The sequence below is a fragment of the Fructilactobacillus sp. Tb1 genome, assembly GCF_050500285.1.
Lineage (GTDB): Bacteria > Bacillota > Bacilli > Lactobacillales > Lactobacillaceae > Fructilactobacillus.
In genome coordinates this window covers 171927-186663 of the sequence record NZ_CP191377.1, presented here as the reverse complement: position 1 = coordinate 186663, position 14737 = coordinate 171927, and the positions used below count along the sequence as shown (strand labels likewise).

13 protein-coding genes are annotated in these 14737 nt (G+C 35.2%); all 13 read left to right on the top strand.

Annotation, left to right across the window (positions count from 1 at the left end; all coding sequences use genetic code 11):
• Nucleotides 1–3 precede the first annotated feature (3 nt).
• The 13 genes from ACQW5G_RS01070 to ileS all read left to right on the top strand — a co-directional run bounded on the left by ACQW5G_RS01070 (nt 4) and on the right by ileS (nt 14702).
• Nucleotides 4–372 (top strand): hypothetical protein, encoded by a 369-nt coding sequence (locus ACQW5G_RS01070; RefSeq protein WP_429971262.1) that lies wholly within the window; start codon nt 4–6, stop codon nt 370–372.
• A complete protein-coding gene (locus ACQW5G_RS01065) occupies nt 369–2522 on the top strand; it encodes a penicillin-binding transpeptidase domain-containing protein (RefSeq protein ID WP_429971261.1) in 2154 nt (717 codons plus the stop codon). The genes ACQW5G_RS01070 and ACQW5G_RS01065 overlap by 4 nt, the downstream gene beginning before the upstream one ends.
• A 38-nt stretch (nt 2523–2560) precedes the next feature.
• Nucleotides 2561–3514 (top strand): phospho-N-acetylmuramoyl-pentapeptide-transferase, encoded by a 954-nt coding sequence (gene mraY, locus ACQW5G_RS01060; RefSeq protein WP_429971260.1) that lies wholly within the window; start codon nt 2561–2563, stop codon nt 3512–3514.
• A gap of 21 nt (nt 3515–3535) precedes the next feature.
• Nucleotides 3536–4909 carry a UDP-N-acetylmuramoyl-L-alanine--D-glutamate ligase gene (murD, locus tag ACQW5G_RS01055; RefSeq protein ID WP_429971259.1) on the top strand — a complete coding sequence of 458 codons (1374 nt, stop codon included), beginning with the start codon at nt 3536–3538 and terminating at the stop codon, nt 4907–4909.
• Between the two features lie 2 nt (nt 4910–4911).
• On the top strand, nt 4912–6018 hold the full coding sequence (murG, locus tag ACQW5G_RS01050; RefSeq protein ID WP_429971258.1) for an undecaprenyldiphospho-muramoylpentapeptide beta-N-acetylglucosaminyltransferase: 1107 nt from the start codon (nt 4912–4914) through the stop codon (nt 6016–6018).
• A 19-nt stretch (nt 6019–6037) separates the two neighbouring features.
• On the top strand, nt 6038–6865 hold the full coding sequence (locus ACQW5G_RS01045) for a cell division protein FtsQ/DivIB (RefSeq protein ID WP_429971257.1): 828 nt from the start codon (nt 6038–6040) through the stop codon (nt 6863–6865).
• A gap of 78 nt (nt 6866–6943) precedes the next feature.
• Nucleotides 6944–8314 carry a cell division protein FtsA gene (gene ftsA, locus ACQW5G_RS01040; RefSeq protein WP_429971256.1) on the top strand — a complete coding sequence of 457 codons (1371 nt, stop codon included), beginning with the start codon at nt 6944–6946 and terminating at the stop codon, nt 8312–8314.
• Nucleotides 8315–8329: 15 nt separating this feature from the next.
• Nucleotides 8330–9523, top strand: a complete 1194-nt coding sequence (ftsZ, locus tag ACQW5G_RS01035; RefSeq protein WP_429971255.1) for a cell division protein FtsZ — start codon at nt 8330–8332, stop codon at nt 9521–9523.
• Between the two features lie 15 nt (nt 9524–9538).
• The gene (locus tag ACQW5G_RS01030) at nt 9539–9958 is read left to right on the top strand and encodes a cell division protein SepF (protein ID WP_429971254.1); all 420 of its coding nucleotides are present in this window, start codon (nt 9539–9541) and stop codon (nt 9956–9958) included.
• The gene (locus ACQW5G_RS01025) at nt 9942–10223 is read left to right on the top strand and encodes a YggT family protein (RefSeq protein ID WP_429971253.1); all 282 of its coding nucleotides are present in this window, start codon (nt 9942–9944) and stop codon (nt 10221–10223) included. Before ACQW5G_RS01030 ends, ACQW5G_RS01025 begins: the two co-directional genes overlap by 17 nt.
• Nucleotides 10223–11014, top strand: coding sequence for an RNA-binding protein (locus ACQW5G_RS01020; protein WP_429971252.1), 792 nt, complete (start codon nt 10223–10225; stop codon nt 11012–11014). The genes ACQW5G_RS01025 and ACQW5G_RS01020 overlap by 1 nt, the downstream gene beginning before the upstream one ends.
• A 12-nt stretch (nt 11015–11026) precedes the next feature.
• On the top strand, nt 11027–11698 hold the full coding sequence (locus ACQW5G_RS01015; protein ID WP_429971251.1) for a DivIVA domain-containing protein: 672 nt from the start codon (nt 11027–11029) through the stop codon (nt 11696–11698).
• Nucleotides 11699–11900: 202 nt separating this feature from the next.
• Entirely contained in the window at nt 11901–14702 is a 2802-nt protein-coding gene (gene ileS / locus ACQW5G_RS01010; RefSeq protein ID WP_429971250.1) for an isoleucine--tRNA ligase, read from the top strand.
• Nucleotides 14703–14737 lie beyond the last annotated feature (35 nt).

Sequence of the window (14737 nt, the reverse complement as noted above, 5' to 3'; positions counted from 1 at the left end):
GCCATGGCACAAGGCGGATTAGCTAGAAAAGAAATTTCTAGCCATACATATACAGTTAGACAAGCACCAAAACAGATTACCAGAGAACCAGAAAGCGTTACTTTAGCATTATCACAATTTGAAAAATGCTTAATTGGACTGGGAGTAATTATTACTTTTTGTTTATTAGTTTCAATTGTGTCAACTAAAAATGCGATGAATGTATCACAAAGATCCTTACAAAATTTAACCACTAAAAGTTCCAGATTAAATAATGAAAATCAAAGTATGAGTCAAGCATTAGATGGAATGGAAAATGATGCTATTAATCGAGTAGTTAAAAAAGATAATCTCTCAATTGCTGATGCTAGCGTAAGGGATGTAACAAGATGATGAATAAACAAGATAAGCAGTATAATCAGAACTTAGCTGAACGAAATAGAAGAAATTTTGGTAAGATTTTTTTTATTTTTGTTTCAATTATTTTCATTATGATTATCTGCTCTTTTGCGTTTAAGGCCATTTTTAAAACTGCTAATGGAGTTAATTTAGCCGATAAAACTAAGCTACTTTATAACCGAAGTAGTGTAATTCAAGCGCATAGGGGAAAAATTGTAGATAAGAATAATGAACCACTAGCTGAAGATACCAATACATATTCTTTATATGCTGTGATTAGCAAGAAGCAAAAAAGTATTGCTGGCAAACCAGAATATGTTCAAGACAAGTCCAAAACTGCTAAAGTTTTATCCGATAATTTACCAATTTCATATAAAGCGGCTTATAAAGCTTTGAATCCCAAAAATAAGTCTGCATATCAAGTTGAATTTGGGAATGCCGGGAATAACATCGGTTTAATGACAAAGAAAAAAATCGAGTCACAGCATTTAACCGGATTGAACTTTGTCGCTAAACCTGCCAGATTATATCCCAACGGGGTCTTTGCTTCTCACATTGTCGGATTAGCATCTTTAATTCAAAATGCGAAAACTAAAGAAACCAATTTAGTGGGACAAATGGGAATTGAAAATACCTTTAATAAATTTTTGACCGGTAAAAATGGATTTAAGTCTAGTCAAGAGGATAATTATGGTTATAAAATTCCGTCAGGTAATGATGAAGAAAAAGCTGCTAAAAATGGTGACAATGTTCACACTACCATTAACTCTAGCCTAGAAATTTTATTAGAAAACCAGATGAATAAAGTCCAACAACAGGCTAATCCTAAAAGTATTAATGCAATCTTAATGGATGCCAAAACGGGTAATATCGTGGCGGCTGCTCAACGCCCATCTTTTAATCCAGAAACTGGAAAGGGACTAGGAGATGTTTGGCGTGATTCATTGAGTCAAGATTTATATGAACCTGGTTCAACAATGAAAGTCTTTTCTTTAGCTTCTGCAATTGATAGTGGTCACTATAATGGTAATCAGACGTATCAATCTGGTAGATTTCAAATTGGTGATGCAGTAGTCCCTGATTGGAACCCAGCCGGATGGGGAACAATTTCATTTAATCAAGGATTTGCAATGTCTAGTAACGTTGCGATGGCCCACGTTGAACAGATTATGGGTGCCAGTACATGGAGAAAATATATCGATCGATTCCAATTGCTAAAAAATAATTCATCACAAGTAGATGCACAAGCAAGGGGAAAAATTCAATTTAAAGAACCAATTGAACAAGCTAATACTGCCTTTGGACAAGGGGTTCAAGTTACTGCTTTGCAAATGCTACAAGGATTTACAGCAATTGCAAATAATGGTGAAATGATTCAGCCCCATTTTATTTCTAAGATAACAAGTTCAAATAACAAAAAGGTAATTAAAAATTATCCTACAAAGGTGGTTGGCCATCCAATTAAGGCATCAACTGCTAAATCTGTTCGTAAACATATGCAAGATGCCGTTTATAAGTCATATGCGGTTGGTCAAGATTTTAAGATGGATGGTTATCGAGTTGCCGCTAAGACAGGGACAGCCCAAGTTGCTGATAACACTGGTCATTATGGAAATGGCAATCAAAGTTATCTTTACTCAGTTATTGAAATGGTTCCAGCAGATAAACCGCGCTACATTATGTATGTAACGGTTAAACAACCACAGAATGTGTCAACTCCTACTACTAAAATTATGGGTGACAATTTTAACGTAGTTATGCGTAAGGCATTAGAAGATAAACCAACTAATGCTAAAGCAGTTAAAATTCCTAAGGTAGTTGGGAATCCCCTATCTGAAGCGCAAAACAAGTTGAATTCTAAGGGAATTCAAAACGTTGTAGTTGGAAAAGGTAAAACAGTGGTGAAACAAAATCCTGCTGCAGATGCACCTAAGGATCTTTCCCGCAGAGTAATGCTGGTAACTGATGGAAGGATGACAATGCCTGATTTATCTGGATGGACTCGTGAGGAAATAGAAGATTTTGCTTCATTAACTAACGTTAAAGTAGCATTTAACGGTGAAGGAAATGCTTCTGATCAAAGTATTAAGCCAGGCGAAGAGTTTGATGAGCACGCGCAATTAGATGTTAAATTAACAAAATAAAAATATATTAAGTATAGAAATGAAAGGAATTTATTATCATGGCATGGTTATTACCACTACTTGGAGGATTTTTCTTAACATTAATTATTACTCCATTTTTAATTTCATATTTTAGAGCACATAAAGAAGGTCAAGTAATTTGGACCCAGGGATTAAGCTGGCATGCTAAAAAGGGTGGAACACCTACAATGGGTGGTTTAGGTTTCATTACTGCCACAATTATTACAGGCCTAGTTTATGGATTTGTTTTTCATGCTTTGAATGCAAGCCTACTTATTTTAATGTTTGTCTTCCTTTTCTTTGGTTTAATTGGAATGTGGGACGATAGTATTAAAGTTTTTAATCATCAAAATGATGGATTTAAAGCTTGGCAAAAATTTGCCCTTCAAGTAGTAGGATCACTAATCTTTGCACTTGTTTATTACGCAAACGGATTTCCAATGGCAATTAATTTCTTTGGAACAGATTTATACTTAGGATTCTTCTATATTCTATTTGTAATTTTCTGGATTACTGGTTTTTCAAATGCCGTTAATTTAACTGATGGTCTTGATGGATTAGCTAGTGGATTATCAGCAATTTCTTTTGGAGCATATGCCGTTGTTGCTTATGCTCAAGCACAATATGAAGTAATGGCATTTTGTTTAACAATTGTCGGGGCCTTACTTGGATTCTTAGTATTTAATCACAAACCTGCTAAAATTTTCATGGGTGATATGGGTTCATTAGCCTTAGGGGCAGCCTTAGCAGCCGTTTCAATTATGCTTCATCATGAACTTTCATTACTATGGATTGGATTATTATTCGTAGTAGAAACTCTCAGCGTAATTATTCAAGTTTCTTGTTATCGTTTAACTGGAAAGAGAATTTTTAAAATGACCCCCATCCACCATTCATTTGAAATGAGTGGTTGGAGTGAATGGAAGATTGACATTGTATTTTGGTTAGTTGGTTTATTTGCAGCTGTTACTGGTGTTTGGGTAATGCTCTAATTTAACAGGAGAATTTAAAAAATGAAACAAATTAATGATTATAAAAATAAAAATGTTTTAGTATTTGGTGCTGGTTTAAGTGGAACCAATGCAGCTAAGTTATTAGTTAAATTAGGTGCTAATGTTACTTTAACTGATGCTAAGTCAGCCGCTGACATTGCTGATTATGATGAATTAGTTAAATCAGGAGTTAAAGTCGTAGCAGGTGATTCACCATTATCTTTACTAGATAATACTGATTTAATGGTAAAAAACCCTGGAATTAACTATGACGTTCCGTTAGTTAAGGAAGCTGAAAAGAAAAACATTCCAGTAATTGTAGAAATTGAATTAGCTAGTGAAATTGCTGATGCACAATTAATTGGAGTTACTGGAAGTAATGGTAAGACAACGACTACAACCATGATTTGGGAAATGCTTGATGCTGGGAATAAAAAAGGACATGCATATCGGGCTGGTAACATTGGAATTTCCGCTACTAAAGTAGCAGAAAAAGCAACCAAAGATGATGAAATTGTCATGGAACTATCAAGTTTTATGCTCTTAGGTATTACTAGTTTGCATCCTCATATCGCAGTAATTACTAACATCTTTGAAAATCATTTGGATTATCACAAAACTCGTGAAAATTACATTAATGCTAAAATGCAAATTACTAAAAATCAAACCCCTAATGATTATTTAGTAATGAATTTTGATCGCAAAGAATGGCGTGATTTGACTAAACGTAGTCATGCCCAAATTGTGCCTTTCTCAGCCAAGGGTGATTATGAAGATGGGGCTTATCAACGCGATGGCAAATTGTACTTCCGTGATGAATATATCATGGAATCCAAGGATATTCGGGTTCCAGGTGAACAAAATGTTGAAAATGCTTTAGCTGCTATTGCAGTTGCCCGCTTATCTGGTGTTCCTACCGAAAAAATTGTTAAAGTACTTAAAAACTTTGGTGGGGTTCGTCACCGTAATCAATACGTACTTACTGCAGATGGTCGTGAATTCTATAATGATTCAAAAGCTACTGATATCGAAGCAACTCAAATGGCGGTTGAGGGATTTAAGAAACCAATTGTACTTCTTGCTGGTGGCTTAGATCGTGGCTATACTTTTGAAAAATTAGAACAAGATTTTAAAGAACATTTAGCTGGAATTGTCTTATTTGGTGAAACTGCCCAATTATTGAAAGATAGTGCTGAAAAGGCAGGAGTTCCACAAATCAAAGTCGTTGATAATCTTGATGAAGCTGTTCCAGTTGCTTATGATATGAGTAAACCAGGTGATATTATCCTACTTTCTCCTGCAAACGCTAGTTGGGATCAATTCCCTAGTTTTGAAGATCGTGGAGATCAATTTATTAAAGATGTTGAAAAGTTAACTGGCCAAAAGGAGGAGTAATTATGAAGATGATTGTATCTGGTGGAGGAACTGGGGGCCATATTTACCCAGCCTTATCACTTGTAGAAGCTTTGCAGGCTCAAGATAGAAATGCTGATGTTTTATATGTTGGATCTGAACGAGGACTTGAAAAGAACATTGTACCTGAAAAAGGGCTTAAATTTGAAGCTTTGAAGATTCAAGGATTTAAACGTAAGTTATTTAGTTTGTATAACTTTGAAACAGTATATTTGTTCCTTAAGAGTGTTCATGAAGCCAAAAAAATTATTAAAGATTTTAAACCTGATGTAGTTGTTGGAACTGGTGGATATGTATCTGGAGCTGTTTTATTTGCTGCTGCTAAAATGGGTATTCCCACTGTTATTCACGAACAAAATAGCGTGGTTGGTTGGACAAACAAATTTCTTAGTCGTTATGTAGATAAAATTGGAATTGCTTTTGATGACGCTAAAGCACAATTTCCAGAAGAAAAAGTTGTATTTACTGGAAATCCTAGAGCTCAACAAGTTGCTAACATTAAGAGTAATTTTTCTTGGTCAGAAATTGGTTTGAAAGATGACGTTCCCACGGTTTTAATCTTTGGTGGAAGTCAAGGTGCATTAAAAATTAACAGTGCCTCAGTTGAAGCTATTCCAGAATTTGATAAGAAAAATTATCAAGTCGTGTTTGTAACTGGTAAACGTCGCTTTAATGATGTTCAAACTGCACTTAAAGATGTTACTGTAAATGACAATATTAAGGTTTTACCTTATATTTCAAACATGCCAGAGGTACTTCCTAAAGTTGCTTTAATTGTTGGTCGTGCTGGTGCAACTAGTTTAGCTGAAATTACTGCACTTGGTATTCCCTCAATTCTAATTCCAAGTCCGTATGTTACCGCTGATCATCAAACCAAAAACGCAATGAGTTTAGTTAAAAATTCTGCTGCAATTTTAGAAACAGAACAGGATTTGAACGGAAAATCATTGGTAACTAAGGTTGATCTATTAATGAATGATGATCAACGTCGTAAAGAAATGGCAGCTAACGCTAAAGAAATGGGCGTTACCGATGCAGCAGATCAACTTCTTAATCTATGTAAGAGTGCAATTGCTAGTCACAATAAATAATAGGTTTGGGTGAAAAGTTATGAAAGATATTCATAATTCTTCAGATGCAGCTGAAAATGACGAGATTGAAAATGAGCATTTGCAAGATTATGTAGCTAAAAAAGTTAAACGCAACAGTCGCTTACGGGTTGGAAGAAAGAATAAAAGTATTCGTAAAAGTCGACATAAGCAAATGCTGAAGACAGTATTACCACTGAGCTTTATTTTTATTATAATTGGTGTCATCGCGTTGTATTTTATATCACCATTAAGTACCGTTAAATCAGTAATAGTTAATGCATCACAAAATCAACGACAAGTTATCAATGCGTTACCGATAAAAAGTGGTGACTCATTGATGATGGTAAAAGCTAATCAAACTAAAGCAATCAACATTTTAAAAGCGCGTGATCTTAATGTTAAAAGTGTCCATATTGGTTGGAAACATTATAATCAAGCTGTTATTAATGTTAAGTTTTATGATTTTCATGCATATGTGAAGAAGGATAAAAAGTTATTTCCAGTTAATATTAATGGGGTAATTAGTAATAAATCAGTAAAAGTTGATAATTCAGTCAATGTAGTTGTTTTTAATGGTTTTAAAAAATCAGAACAGATTAAAGCTTGCTTATTACAATATGAAAAAATGCCTAGTGATTTAAAATCTGATGTTAAAGAAATTAAAAATGAAGCAAATAGTGATGATCCACAAAAAATACGAATCTTTTTAAATGATAAAAATCAAATAATTTTAAAAAGTAGCGAAATGGCACATAAATTGTCATACTATCCTAGCATAAAAACCACATTAAAACGGCCTAGCGTTGTAAATATGGAATATGGTGCCTATGCGACACCAATTAAGTAATTAAAAATAAATTATGTATGTTAAACTTATTTTATATAGGTATAAAAAACAATTAGATAATCAGGAGGTTCCAAAGCTATGAATGAGTCAGATATTTACATTGGGTTGGATATTGGTTCTACTTCAATCAAAGCTATTGTTGCCCAACGAGTTGACGGACAAGTTAGTGTAATTGGAGTTGGAAACGAAGAGTCTGCCGGGGTTAGCCGCGGTATCATTGTTGATATTGATAAAGCTGCCCAAGCTATAAAAAAAACCATTTCTCAGGCTGAAGCTAAATCCGGAGTACAAATTAGTAGTGTAGTCGTAGGATTACCCGCTGATAAGATTTCGATTAGTCATTGTTCAGGTATGATTAATCGACCTGATAGCTCTCAAGAAATTGATAATCAAGATATTGCCGAAGTTGCCCAAGCAGCAATTGCAAATAATATCCCACAAGAACGTGAATTAATTGATTTAATTCCCGAAGAATTTAAAATTGATGGAATTGATCAAATTCCAGATCCACGCGGAATGGTTGGTTCTCATTTAGAACTTGAAGGTCGGATTATTACTGGACCTAAGACAATCATACATAACGTTCGTAAAGCAGTTGAAAATGCTGGCTTAAGCATTGATATGATGGTAGTTAGCGCTGAAGCAGAAGGTCGTACGATTCTTAGCGATCCTGAACAGGATTTTGGAACTATTTTAATCGATCTAGGTGGTGGACAATCTACTGCAGCTGTAATTCATAATTATGAATTAAAATATGTCGACGTTGATCATGAAGGTGGTCAATTTATTACTCGTGATATTTCAGCTGTTTTAAGTACCTCATTAAAAGATGCTGAAAATATTAAACGTGAATATGGTTTTGCCGATTCAGATCAAGCATCTTCAGAAAATACTTTTCCCGTTGATGTAGTTGGTAAGGGTCAACCAGAAAACGTTTCAGAAAAGTTGTTAGCTCAAATTATTCAAGCCCGATTGGAACAAATTTTTGGTCGTTTACGTGAAAAATTAGCTAACGTTAATGCCTTAGATATGCCTGGTGGAATTGTACTTACTGGTGGAGTTTCTTCAATGCATGGGATTGCTGAATTAGCTGCCAATACATTTGGAATAAATGTACGTATTTATACACCAAATCAAATGGGACTTCGTCATGCATCATTTTCAAATGCGTTATCGTTAGTTGATTATGCTAGTGGATTAGACGAAATTGCTAAAGTAGTTCGTTCTGGATTTGATGATAATTTCTACTTTGAAAGCACTCAATCAGAACCAGAAGAAGAATATGTTGAAGATCCTACACCAACTCGTCGTGAAAAAGCACAAAAGCCACAAAGAGCTGAAAAAGAAAATCATGAAGGGATCTTCAGTTCACTAAAAAAATTAAAAAAAGATGAAAAGAAACCTAAAAAAGAAAAATCAAAATTTGCTTTTAAAAATTTCTTTGAATAAACAGGAGATTAGATAATGGATTACTCAATCGATCAAAATGCTACCCAAGGTGCTAACATCAAAGTTATTGGTGTTGGTGGTGGTGGTGGAAATGCCGTTAACCGTATGATTGAAGATGGTGTTGAAGGTGTTGAATTTATTGCCGCAAACACTGATGTTCAAGCATTAAATGATTCAAAAGCTGAAACTAAAATTAACCTTGGACCAAAATTAACTAGAGGTTTAGGGGCCGGATCAAAACCAGAAATTGGTGCCAAAGCTGCTGAAGAAAGTCAAGAAGATATTGCCAATGCGCTTAAAGGTGCCAACATGGTCTTTGTTACTGCTGGAATGGGTGGAGGTACTGGTAACGGTGCTGCTCCAATCATTGCTAAAATTGCTAAAGGTATGGGTGCTTTAACTGTTGCAGTTGTGACCCGTCCATTTACTTTTGAAGGACCAGCTCGTTCACACAATGCCAGTGAAGGTCTTGATGCATTAAAACAAAACGTTGACACTATGGTTGTTATTTCAAACAACCAAATCTTGGAAATGGCCGATAAGAAGACTACTTTCTTAGGTGCATTACATGATGCTGATAATGTTTTACGTCAAGGTGTTCAAGGGATTTCTGACTTGATTACTCACCCTGGATACATTAACTTGGATTTTGCTGATGTTACTTCAGTTATGAAGAACAAAGGAACTGCTTTAATGGGTGTTGGGGTAGCTTCTGGTGAAAACCGTGCTGCTGAAGCAACTAAAAAAGCTATCAATTCACCATTACTTGAAGTTTCAATTGCAGGAGCTAGAGATATTCTATTAAATATTACTGGTAGCGATTTAGGAATCTTTGAAGCTAGTGAAGCAGCTGACATTATTCGTGAAGCAACTTCAGAAGATGCTAACTTTATCTTTGGTACATCAATTGATGAAAACATGGGAGACGAAATTAGCGTTTCAGTTATTGCAACTGGAATTGACGATGAAACTGATCCAGTTGTAAGTACTACTGGGATCCGTTCAGCAGTTAAATCAAATACTAGAGTTGTTGAACCAACTAGAGTTGATAAAGATGATACAAATGACAATACATCAGTAGATGATCGCCGTTTTGAAAACGTTGAAAAGAAAGATTTCGAACCATTCAAAACTTCTGAAAATAACGATACAAATACTGATACAAACGATGATGTTCCACCATTCAACTTTAAATATCGTAACAATTAGTAGCGAGGTGTAACCATGTCTAAAAATATTTTTAATAGTTTTTTTGGGATGCCAGATGATAATGCAACCGAAGATTATGATAATACAAATCAAATTGTGAATTCTAATCCAAGAAAGGTACTTTCAATGACTGAAAATAGAGTGCCAGACAGTAAAATTAACATCATGGAACCACGGATTTATGCTGATGCTAAAAGCATTGCAAGAAAACTACTGGATGGAAATGCTGTTTTGATTAAAATGGAAAATGTCCAACCAGTAACCATTCGTAGAATCGTTGATTATATAAGTGGAACTATTTTTTCAATTGATGGTAGCATTCAACAAATTGATGAACATGTTTATTTATGTGCACCAAAGAGTTTCGCAATCGATGGTGATGTAAAAAAACGCTTTAATAAACGTTTGGAGACTAATAATGATTACAGTAATTAATTTAATTGGAACCTTGCTTTATTATGCTATTAATATCTATATTTTCTTGATTGTAATTTGGGCCTTACTATCTTGGTTTCCAGGTGCAAGTGAATCAAAGCTTGGCCAACTGATTAATCGAGTAGTTGAACCATTTTTAAATTACTTTAATTTTATTCATATTGGAATGATTGGATTAGGACCAATGGTTGCAATTATTGCTCTTTGGTTTATTCAATATGGAGTAGTTGGAATTACCAACTTCTTAATTAATTTGATGATCTAATGGCAATTAATGAAAACATTCAGCAACACTTCAGACAAAGTGAAATTCCGTTTATGCAAACAGCTAGTGATTGGATTGAACGTGCTAATAATGAGTATCGTCCGGTTCTAACCGAGTTTTTAAATGGACGAGAGATATATTTGCTACAAACCTTAGTTAACCGCTATCCAAACCTTAAATTAGCCACAAATGGTGGGTATGCAGGGGCAGAGATGAAACGTGGATTAATTTATCCGGAATATTTTGAACCACAATTATCAGATTTTGAGCTATCAGTTTTGCAAATCGATTATCCAATCAAATTTGCAACGATAAAGCATAGCCAGGTTCTTGGTACAATTATGGGTTCAGGAATTGAACGGAGTGTATTAGGGGACATCATCACTGATGGTGAACAATGGGAAGTAATCGTTGAAAAGACGATGGAATCTTATTTGATTAATTCAATTGACCATATTGGCAGAACTAAAGTTAAGCTGGTGCCCATCCCAGCTGATCAAATTTTACATGTTATTGATGATTCAAAAGTGGTTAACTTAACGCTGCCGTCATTACGCATGGATGTCATTATTGCAGCTGTTTTTCATATTTCGCGAAATGTTGCAAAAGAGCTAATTCTGCATGATAAAGTGCGTTTAAATTGGTTTACATATGATAAACCAGATTATGATATTGCAGTTCATGATTTACTTTCAGTTCGAGGATACGGTCGAATTCGTTTAATCGCAAATAATGGTTTTTCGAAAAAAGATAAATATAAAGTTGAGTTTCAAGTGATTAAAAACAAATAGGGAGGGATTCACATGGTATTATCAGCCGAAGATATCCATAATAAAAAGTTCAACACTAAAATGAGAGGTTACAACATCGATGAAGTTAATGACTTCTTAGATCAAGTAACAAAAGATTACCAAATTTTGAAAGACGATAATGAACGTCTTAATGAGAAATTAAAGAAAACATCTGTTGAATTATCAAACTACGATGACCTTAAAAGTGCTTTGAATTCTTCTATTTTAGTTGCACAAGAAGCAGCTGACAATGTTCGTAAACAAGCTAATCGCGATGCAGAAGAAACAATTGCAGTGGCACAAACTAAAGCTAATGAATTAGTGGAAAAAGCTACATCAGAAGCTAATGAAGCCGTTGCTGAATGTTCAAAACAAGCTGCTGCTTTAGCAATTTCAACTAACGATTACCGCGAACAATTAAAGTCATTCAGACAAAAAATGGTTGGTATGTTAGAAAGTCAATTAGACTTTGCTAAGTCATCAGATTGGGCAGAATTAATTGATGGTGTCGACTACCAAAAATTAGATAATATTAAAGCTTCAGTAGAAAGCCTTGACAATGTAGCCAGTCAAAGTGTAAACTCTGAAAGTAATCAAGCTTTACCAGAAGGAATTAAAAAAAGTAAGTATGATATGCCTACTGTTTTAATTCTTCCAGATGGTGAAGTGAGAACATTATACTAAAAACAGAAAGTAATTCATTAATACCTTAGCGAATTGAGAAATGGTGTAAGCTCAATAGTCACTAATGAATTAAAGATCAGTTTAGTAATAATTAAATATTGTAAACAATGAGAGAACCGCTTATGGTTCTAAAATTGGGTGGTACCACGAAGACTTCGTCCCTTGTAGACGGAGTCTTTTTGTATTTTAAGGAGGAGAAATTATGCGTATTAAAGACACATTGAACCTTGGTAAAACCAAGTTCAAAATGCGTGGGAACCTTCCTGTTAAAGAGTTAGAACGTGAAAAACTCTGGGAAGATAACCAACTTTATCAACAACGTCAAAAATTAAACGAAGGAAAACCATCATTTGTACTTCATGATGGTCCTCCATATGCTAATGGTGATATTCACATGGGTCATGCCATGAACAAAATCACTAAGGACTTCATCGTTCGTTACAAATCAATGAACGGTTTCCGTGCACCATTTGTTCCAGGATGGGATACTCATGGTCTACCAATCGAACAACAACTTAAAAAAGCTGGTTATGATCGTAAGAAAATGACCACTAATGAATTTAGAAAACTTTGTCACGAATATGCTTTGAAACAAGTTGATCGTCAAAGAACTGAATTCAAACGTTTAGGGTTACAAGGTGATTGGGATAATCCATATCTTACTTTGATGCCTGAATACGAAGCTGCTGAAGTTCGTGTCTTTGGTAAGATGGCTGAAAAAGGCTTAATCTACAAAGGTTTGAAACCAGTTATCTGGTCATGGTCATCAGAATCTGCTTTAGCTGAAGCAGAAGTTGAATATCATGATGTTGAATCACCATCAGCTTTCTTCGCCGAAAAAGTTGTTGATGGAAAAGGTATCTTAGACAATGATGATACATACATGGTTGTTTGGACTACTACTCCTTGGACAATTCCAGCTTCTGAAGGTATTACTATTTCACCTGATTTTGATTATGCAGTTGTGCAACACGATGATGATCCTAAGAAATATGTTCTCGATACTGAACTATTAGACAAAGATGCTGAAATGTTTGGTTGGAAAGACGTTAAAGTCCTTAAGACTGTTAAAGGTCGTGAACTTGAAAACGTCCTTGCAGAACATCCATTTGATAGCAGCAAAAAATTAGTAACTATGCTTGGAGACTTCGTTACCAATGATGCTGGTACTGGACTTGTTCATACAGCTCCTGGTTATGGTGAAGATGATTACATCATTGGTAAACAATATGGACTTCCAATCTTTGCCCCAGTTGATAACAAAGGTTACTTAACTAAAGAAGCCGGTCCTGACTTTGAAGGGGTCTTCTACGAAGATGCTAACCAAGTTGCACTTGATAAGCTTAAAGACCAAGGTCAATTAGTTTACTACATGCCTTACGAACATAGTTACCCATTTGATTGGAGAACTAAGAAACCAATCATTTACCGTGCAACTCCACAATGGTTCGCATCAGTAACTAAGATTCGTCAAGAAATTCTTGATGCCATTGACACAGTTAACTTCAATCCATCATGGGGTAAACAACGTCTTTACAACATGATTCGTGATCGTGGTGACTGGGTAATTTCACGTCAACGTGTTTGGGGTGTTCCACTACCAATCTTCTACGGTGAAGATGGTACAGCAATCATGGACAAAGAAGTGGTTGATCACGTAGCTGACTTATTCGGTCAATACGGATCAGACGTTTGGTTTGAACGTGAAGCTAAAGACTTACTTCCAGAAGGTTACACTAATGTGCATTCTCCAAATGGTAAATTTACCAAAGAAAATGACATTATGGATGTTTGGTTCGATTCTGGTTCATCACACCAAGGTGTACTTGCAGAACGTCCACAATTAACCTACCCAGCTGATTTATACCTTGAAGGTTCAGATCAATACCGTGGTTGGTTTAACTCTAGTTTAATTACTAGTGTGGCTTACGATGGTATCGCACCTTACAAGAACCTCTTATCACAAGGTTTCACCCTTGATGGTAAAGGTCACAAGATGAGTAAATCACTTGGTAATACAATTGCACCAGAAGAAGTAATCAAACAAATGGGTGCTGATATTATCAGACTCTGGGTAACTAGTGTTGATACTTCAGCTGACGTCCGTGTTTCAATGGGTAACTTCAAGACTGTTGGTGATTCATACAAGAAAATCCGTAACACAGTTCGTTACTTATTAGCTAACACAAGTGACTTTGACGCTGAAAAAGATGCCGTTGCATACGAAGATTTAACTTCAGTCGACCAATACATGTTAATCAAACTTAACCAATTAGTTGAAAACGTTAAAACTGCTTTTGATAACTACGACTTCATGACTATCAACAAAGAAATCATGGCCTTCTTGACTGCTGATTTATCAGCTTTTTACCTAGACTTTGCTAAAGATATTCTTTACGTTGATGCTGAAGATGACAAACGTCGTCGTGGTATGCAAACAGTGATGTATGAAGCATTGGTTGATTTAACTAAGTTATTGACACCAATCTTGCCACATACTACTGAAGAAATCTGGGGCTTCTTACAAGAACCAGAAGAATTTGTTCAATTAGCTGAAATGCCAGAACCAAAACATTTTGATAATGAAAAAGAAGTACTTGCAGAATATGCGAACTTCCTTAAATTACGTAAAGATGTGCTTAAAGCAATGGAAGATGCCAGAAACGATAAAGTGATTGGTAAACCTTCAGAAGCTAAGTTAATCTTATACGTTGATGAAGCAACTAAAAAAGCTTTAGCTGACTTAAACGTTGATGTTGCACAAATCTTGATGGTTTCAGAACTTGAAATCAAACCAATTGAAGATGCAGAAGATGATGTAACTACATTTGGTGATAACCTTGCTATCGAAGTTCAACACGCCGATGGTAAAGTATGTGAACGTTGTCGTTTAATCAAGACTGATGTCGGTAGTGATGCAGATTATCCCGAATTTTGTGCACGATGTGCTAAAATTGTACGTGATGAATTCCCAGAAACTGCCACAGAAGGCTTTGAAGAATAACAAACAAAAAATCGGGATTTAATCCCGATTTTTTT

Excerpts from the sequence above, each read along its gene's own strand:
- ACQW5G_RS01070 (WP_429971262.1), top strand. The coding sequence starts at position 4 with ATGGCACAAGGCGGATTAGCTAGAAAAGAAATTTCTAGCCATACATAT.
- ACQW5G_RS01065 (WP_429971261.1), top strand. The coding sequence starts at position 369 with ATGATGAATAAACAAGATAAGCAGTATAATCAGAACTTAGCTGAACGA.
- mraY (WP_429971260.1), top strand. The coding sequence starts at position 2,561 with ATGGCATGGTTATTACCACTACTTGGAGGATTTTTCTTAACATTAATT.
- murD (WP_429971259.1), top strand. The coding sequence starts at position 3,536 with ATGAAACAAATTAATGATTATAAAAATAAAAATGTTTTAGTATTTGGT.
- murG (WP_429971258.1), top strand. The coding sequence starts at position 4,912 with ATGAAGATGATTGTATCTGGTGGAGGAACTGGGGGCCATATTTACCCA.
- ACQW5G_RS01045 (WP_429971257.1), top strand. The coding sequence starts at position 6,038 with ATGAAAGATATTCATAATTCTTCAGATGCAGCTGAAAATGACGAGATT.
- ftsA (WP_429971256.1), top strand. The coding sequence starts at position 6,944 with ATGAATGAGTCAGATATTTACATTGGGTTGGATATTGGTTCTACTTCA.
- ftsZ (WP_429971255.1), top strand. The coding sequence starts at position 8,330 with ATGGATTACTCAATCGATCAAAATGCTACCCAAGGTGCTAACATCAAA.
- ACQW5G_RS01030 (WP_429971254.1), top strand. The coding sequence starts at position 9,539 with ATGTCTAAAAATATTTTTAATAGTTTTTTTGGGATGCCAGATGATAAT.
- ACQW5G_RS01025 (WP_429971253.1), top strand. The coding sequence starts at position 9,942 with ATGATTACAGTAATTAATTTAATTGGAACCTTGCTTTATTATGCTATT.
- ACQW5G_RS01020 (WP_429971252.1), top strand. The coding sequence starts at position 10,223 with ATGGCAATTAATGAAAACATTCAGCAACACTTCAGACAAAGTGAAATT.
- ACQW5G_RS01015 (WP_429971251.1), top strand. The coding sequence starts at position 11,027 with ATGGTATTATCAGCCGAAGATATCCATAATAAAAAGTTCAACACTAAA.
- ileS (WP_429971250.1), top strand. The coding sequence starts at position 11,901 with ATGCGTATTAAAGACACATTGAACCTTGGTAAAACCAAGTTCAAAATG.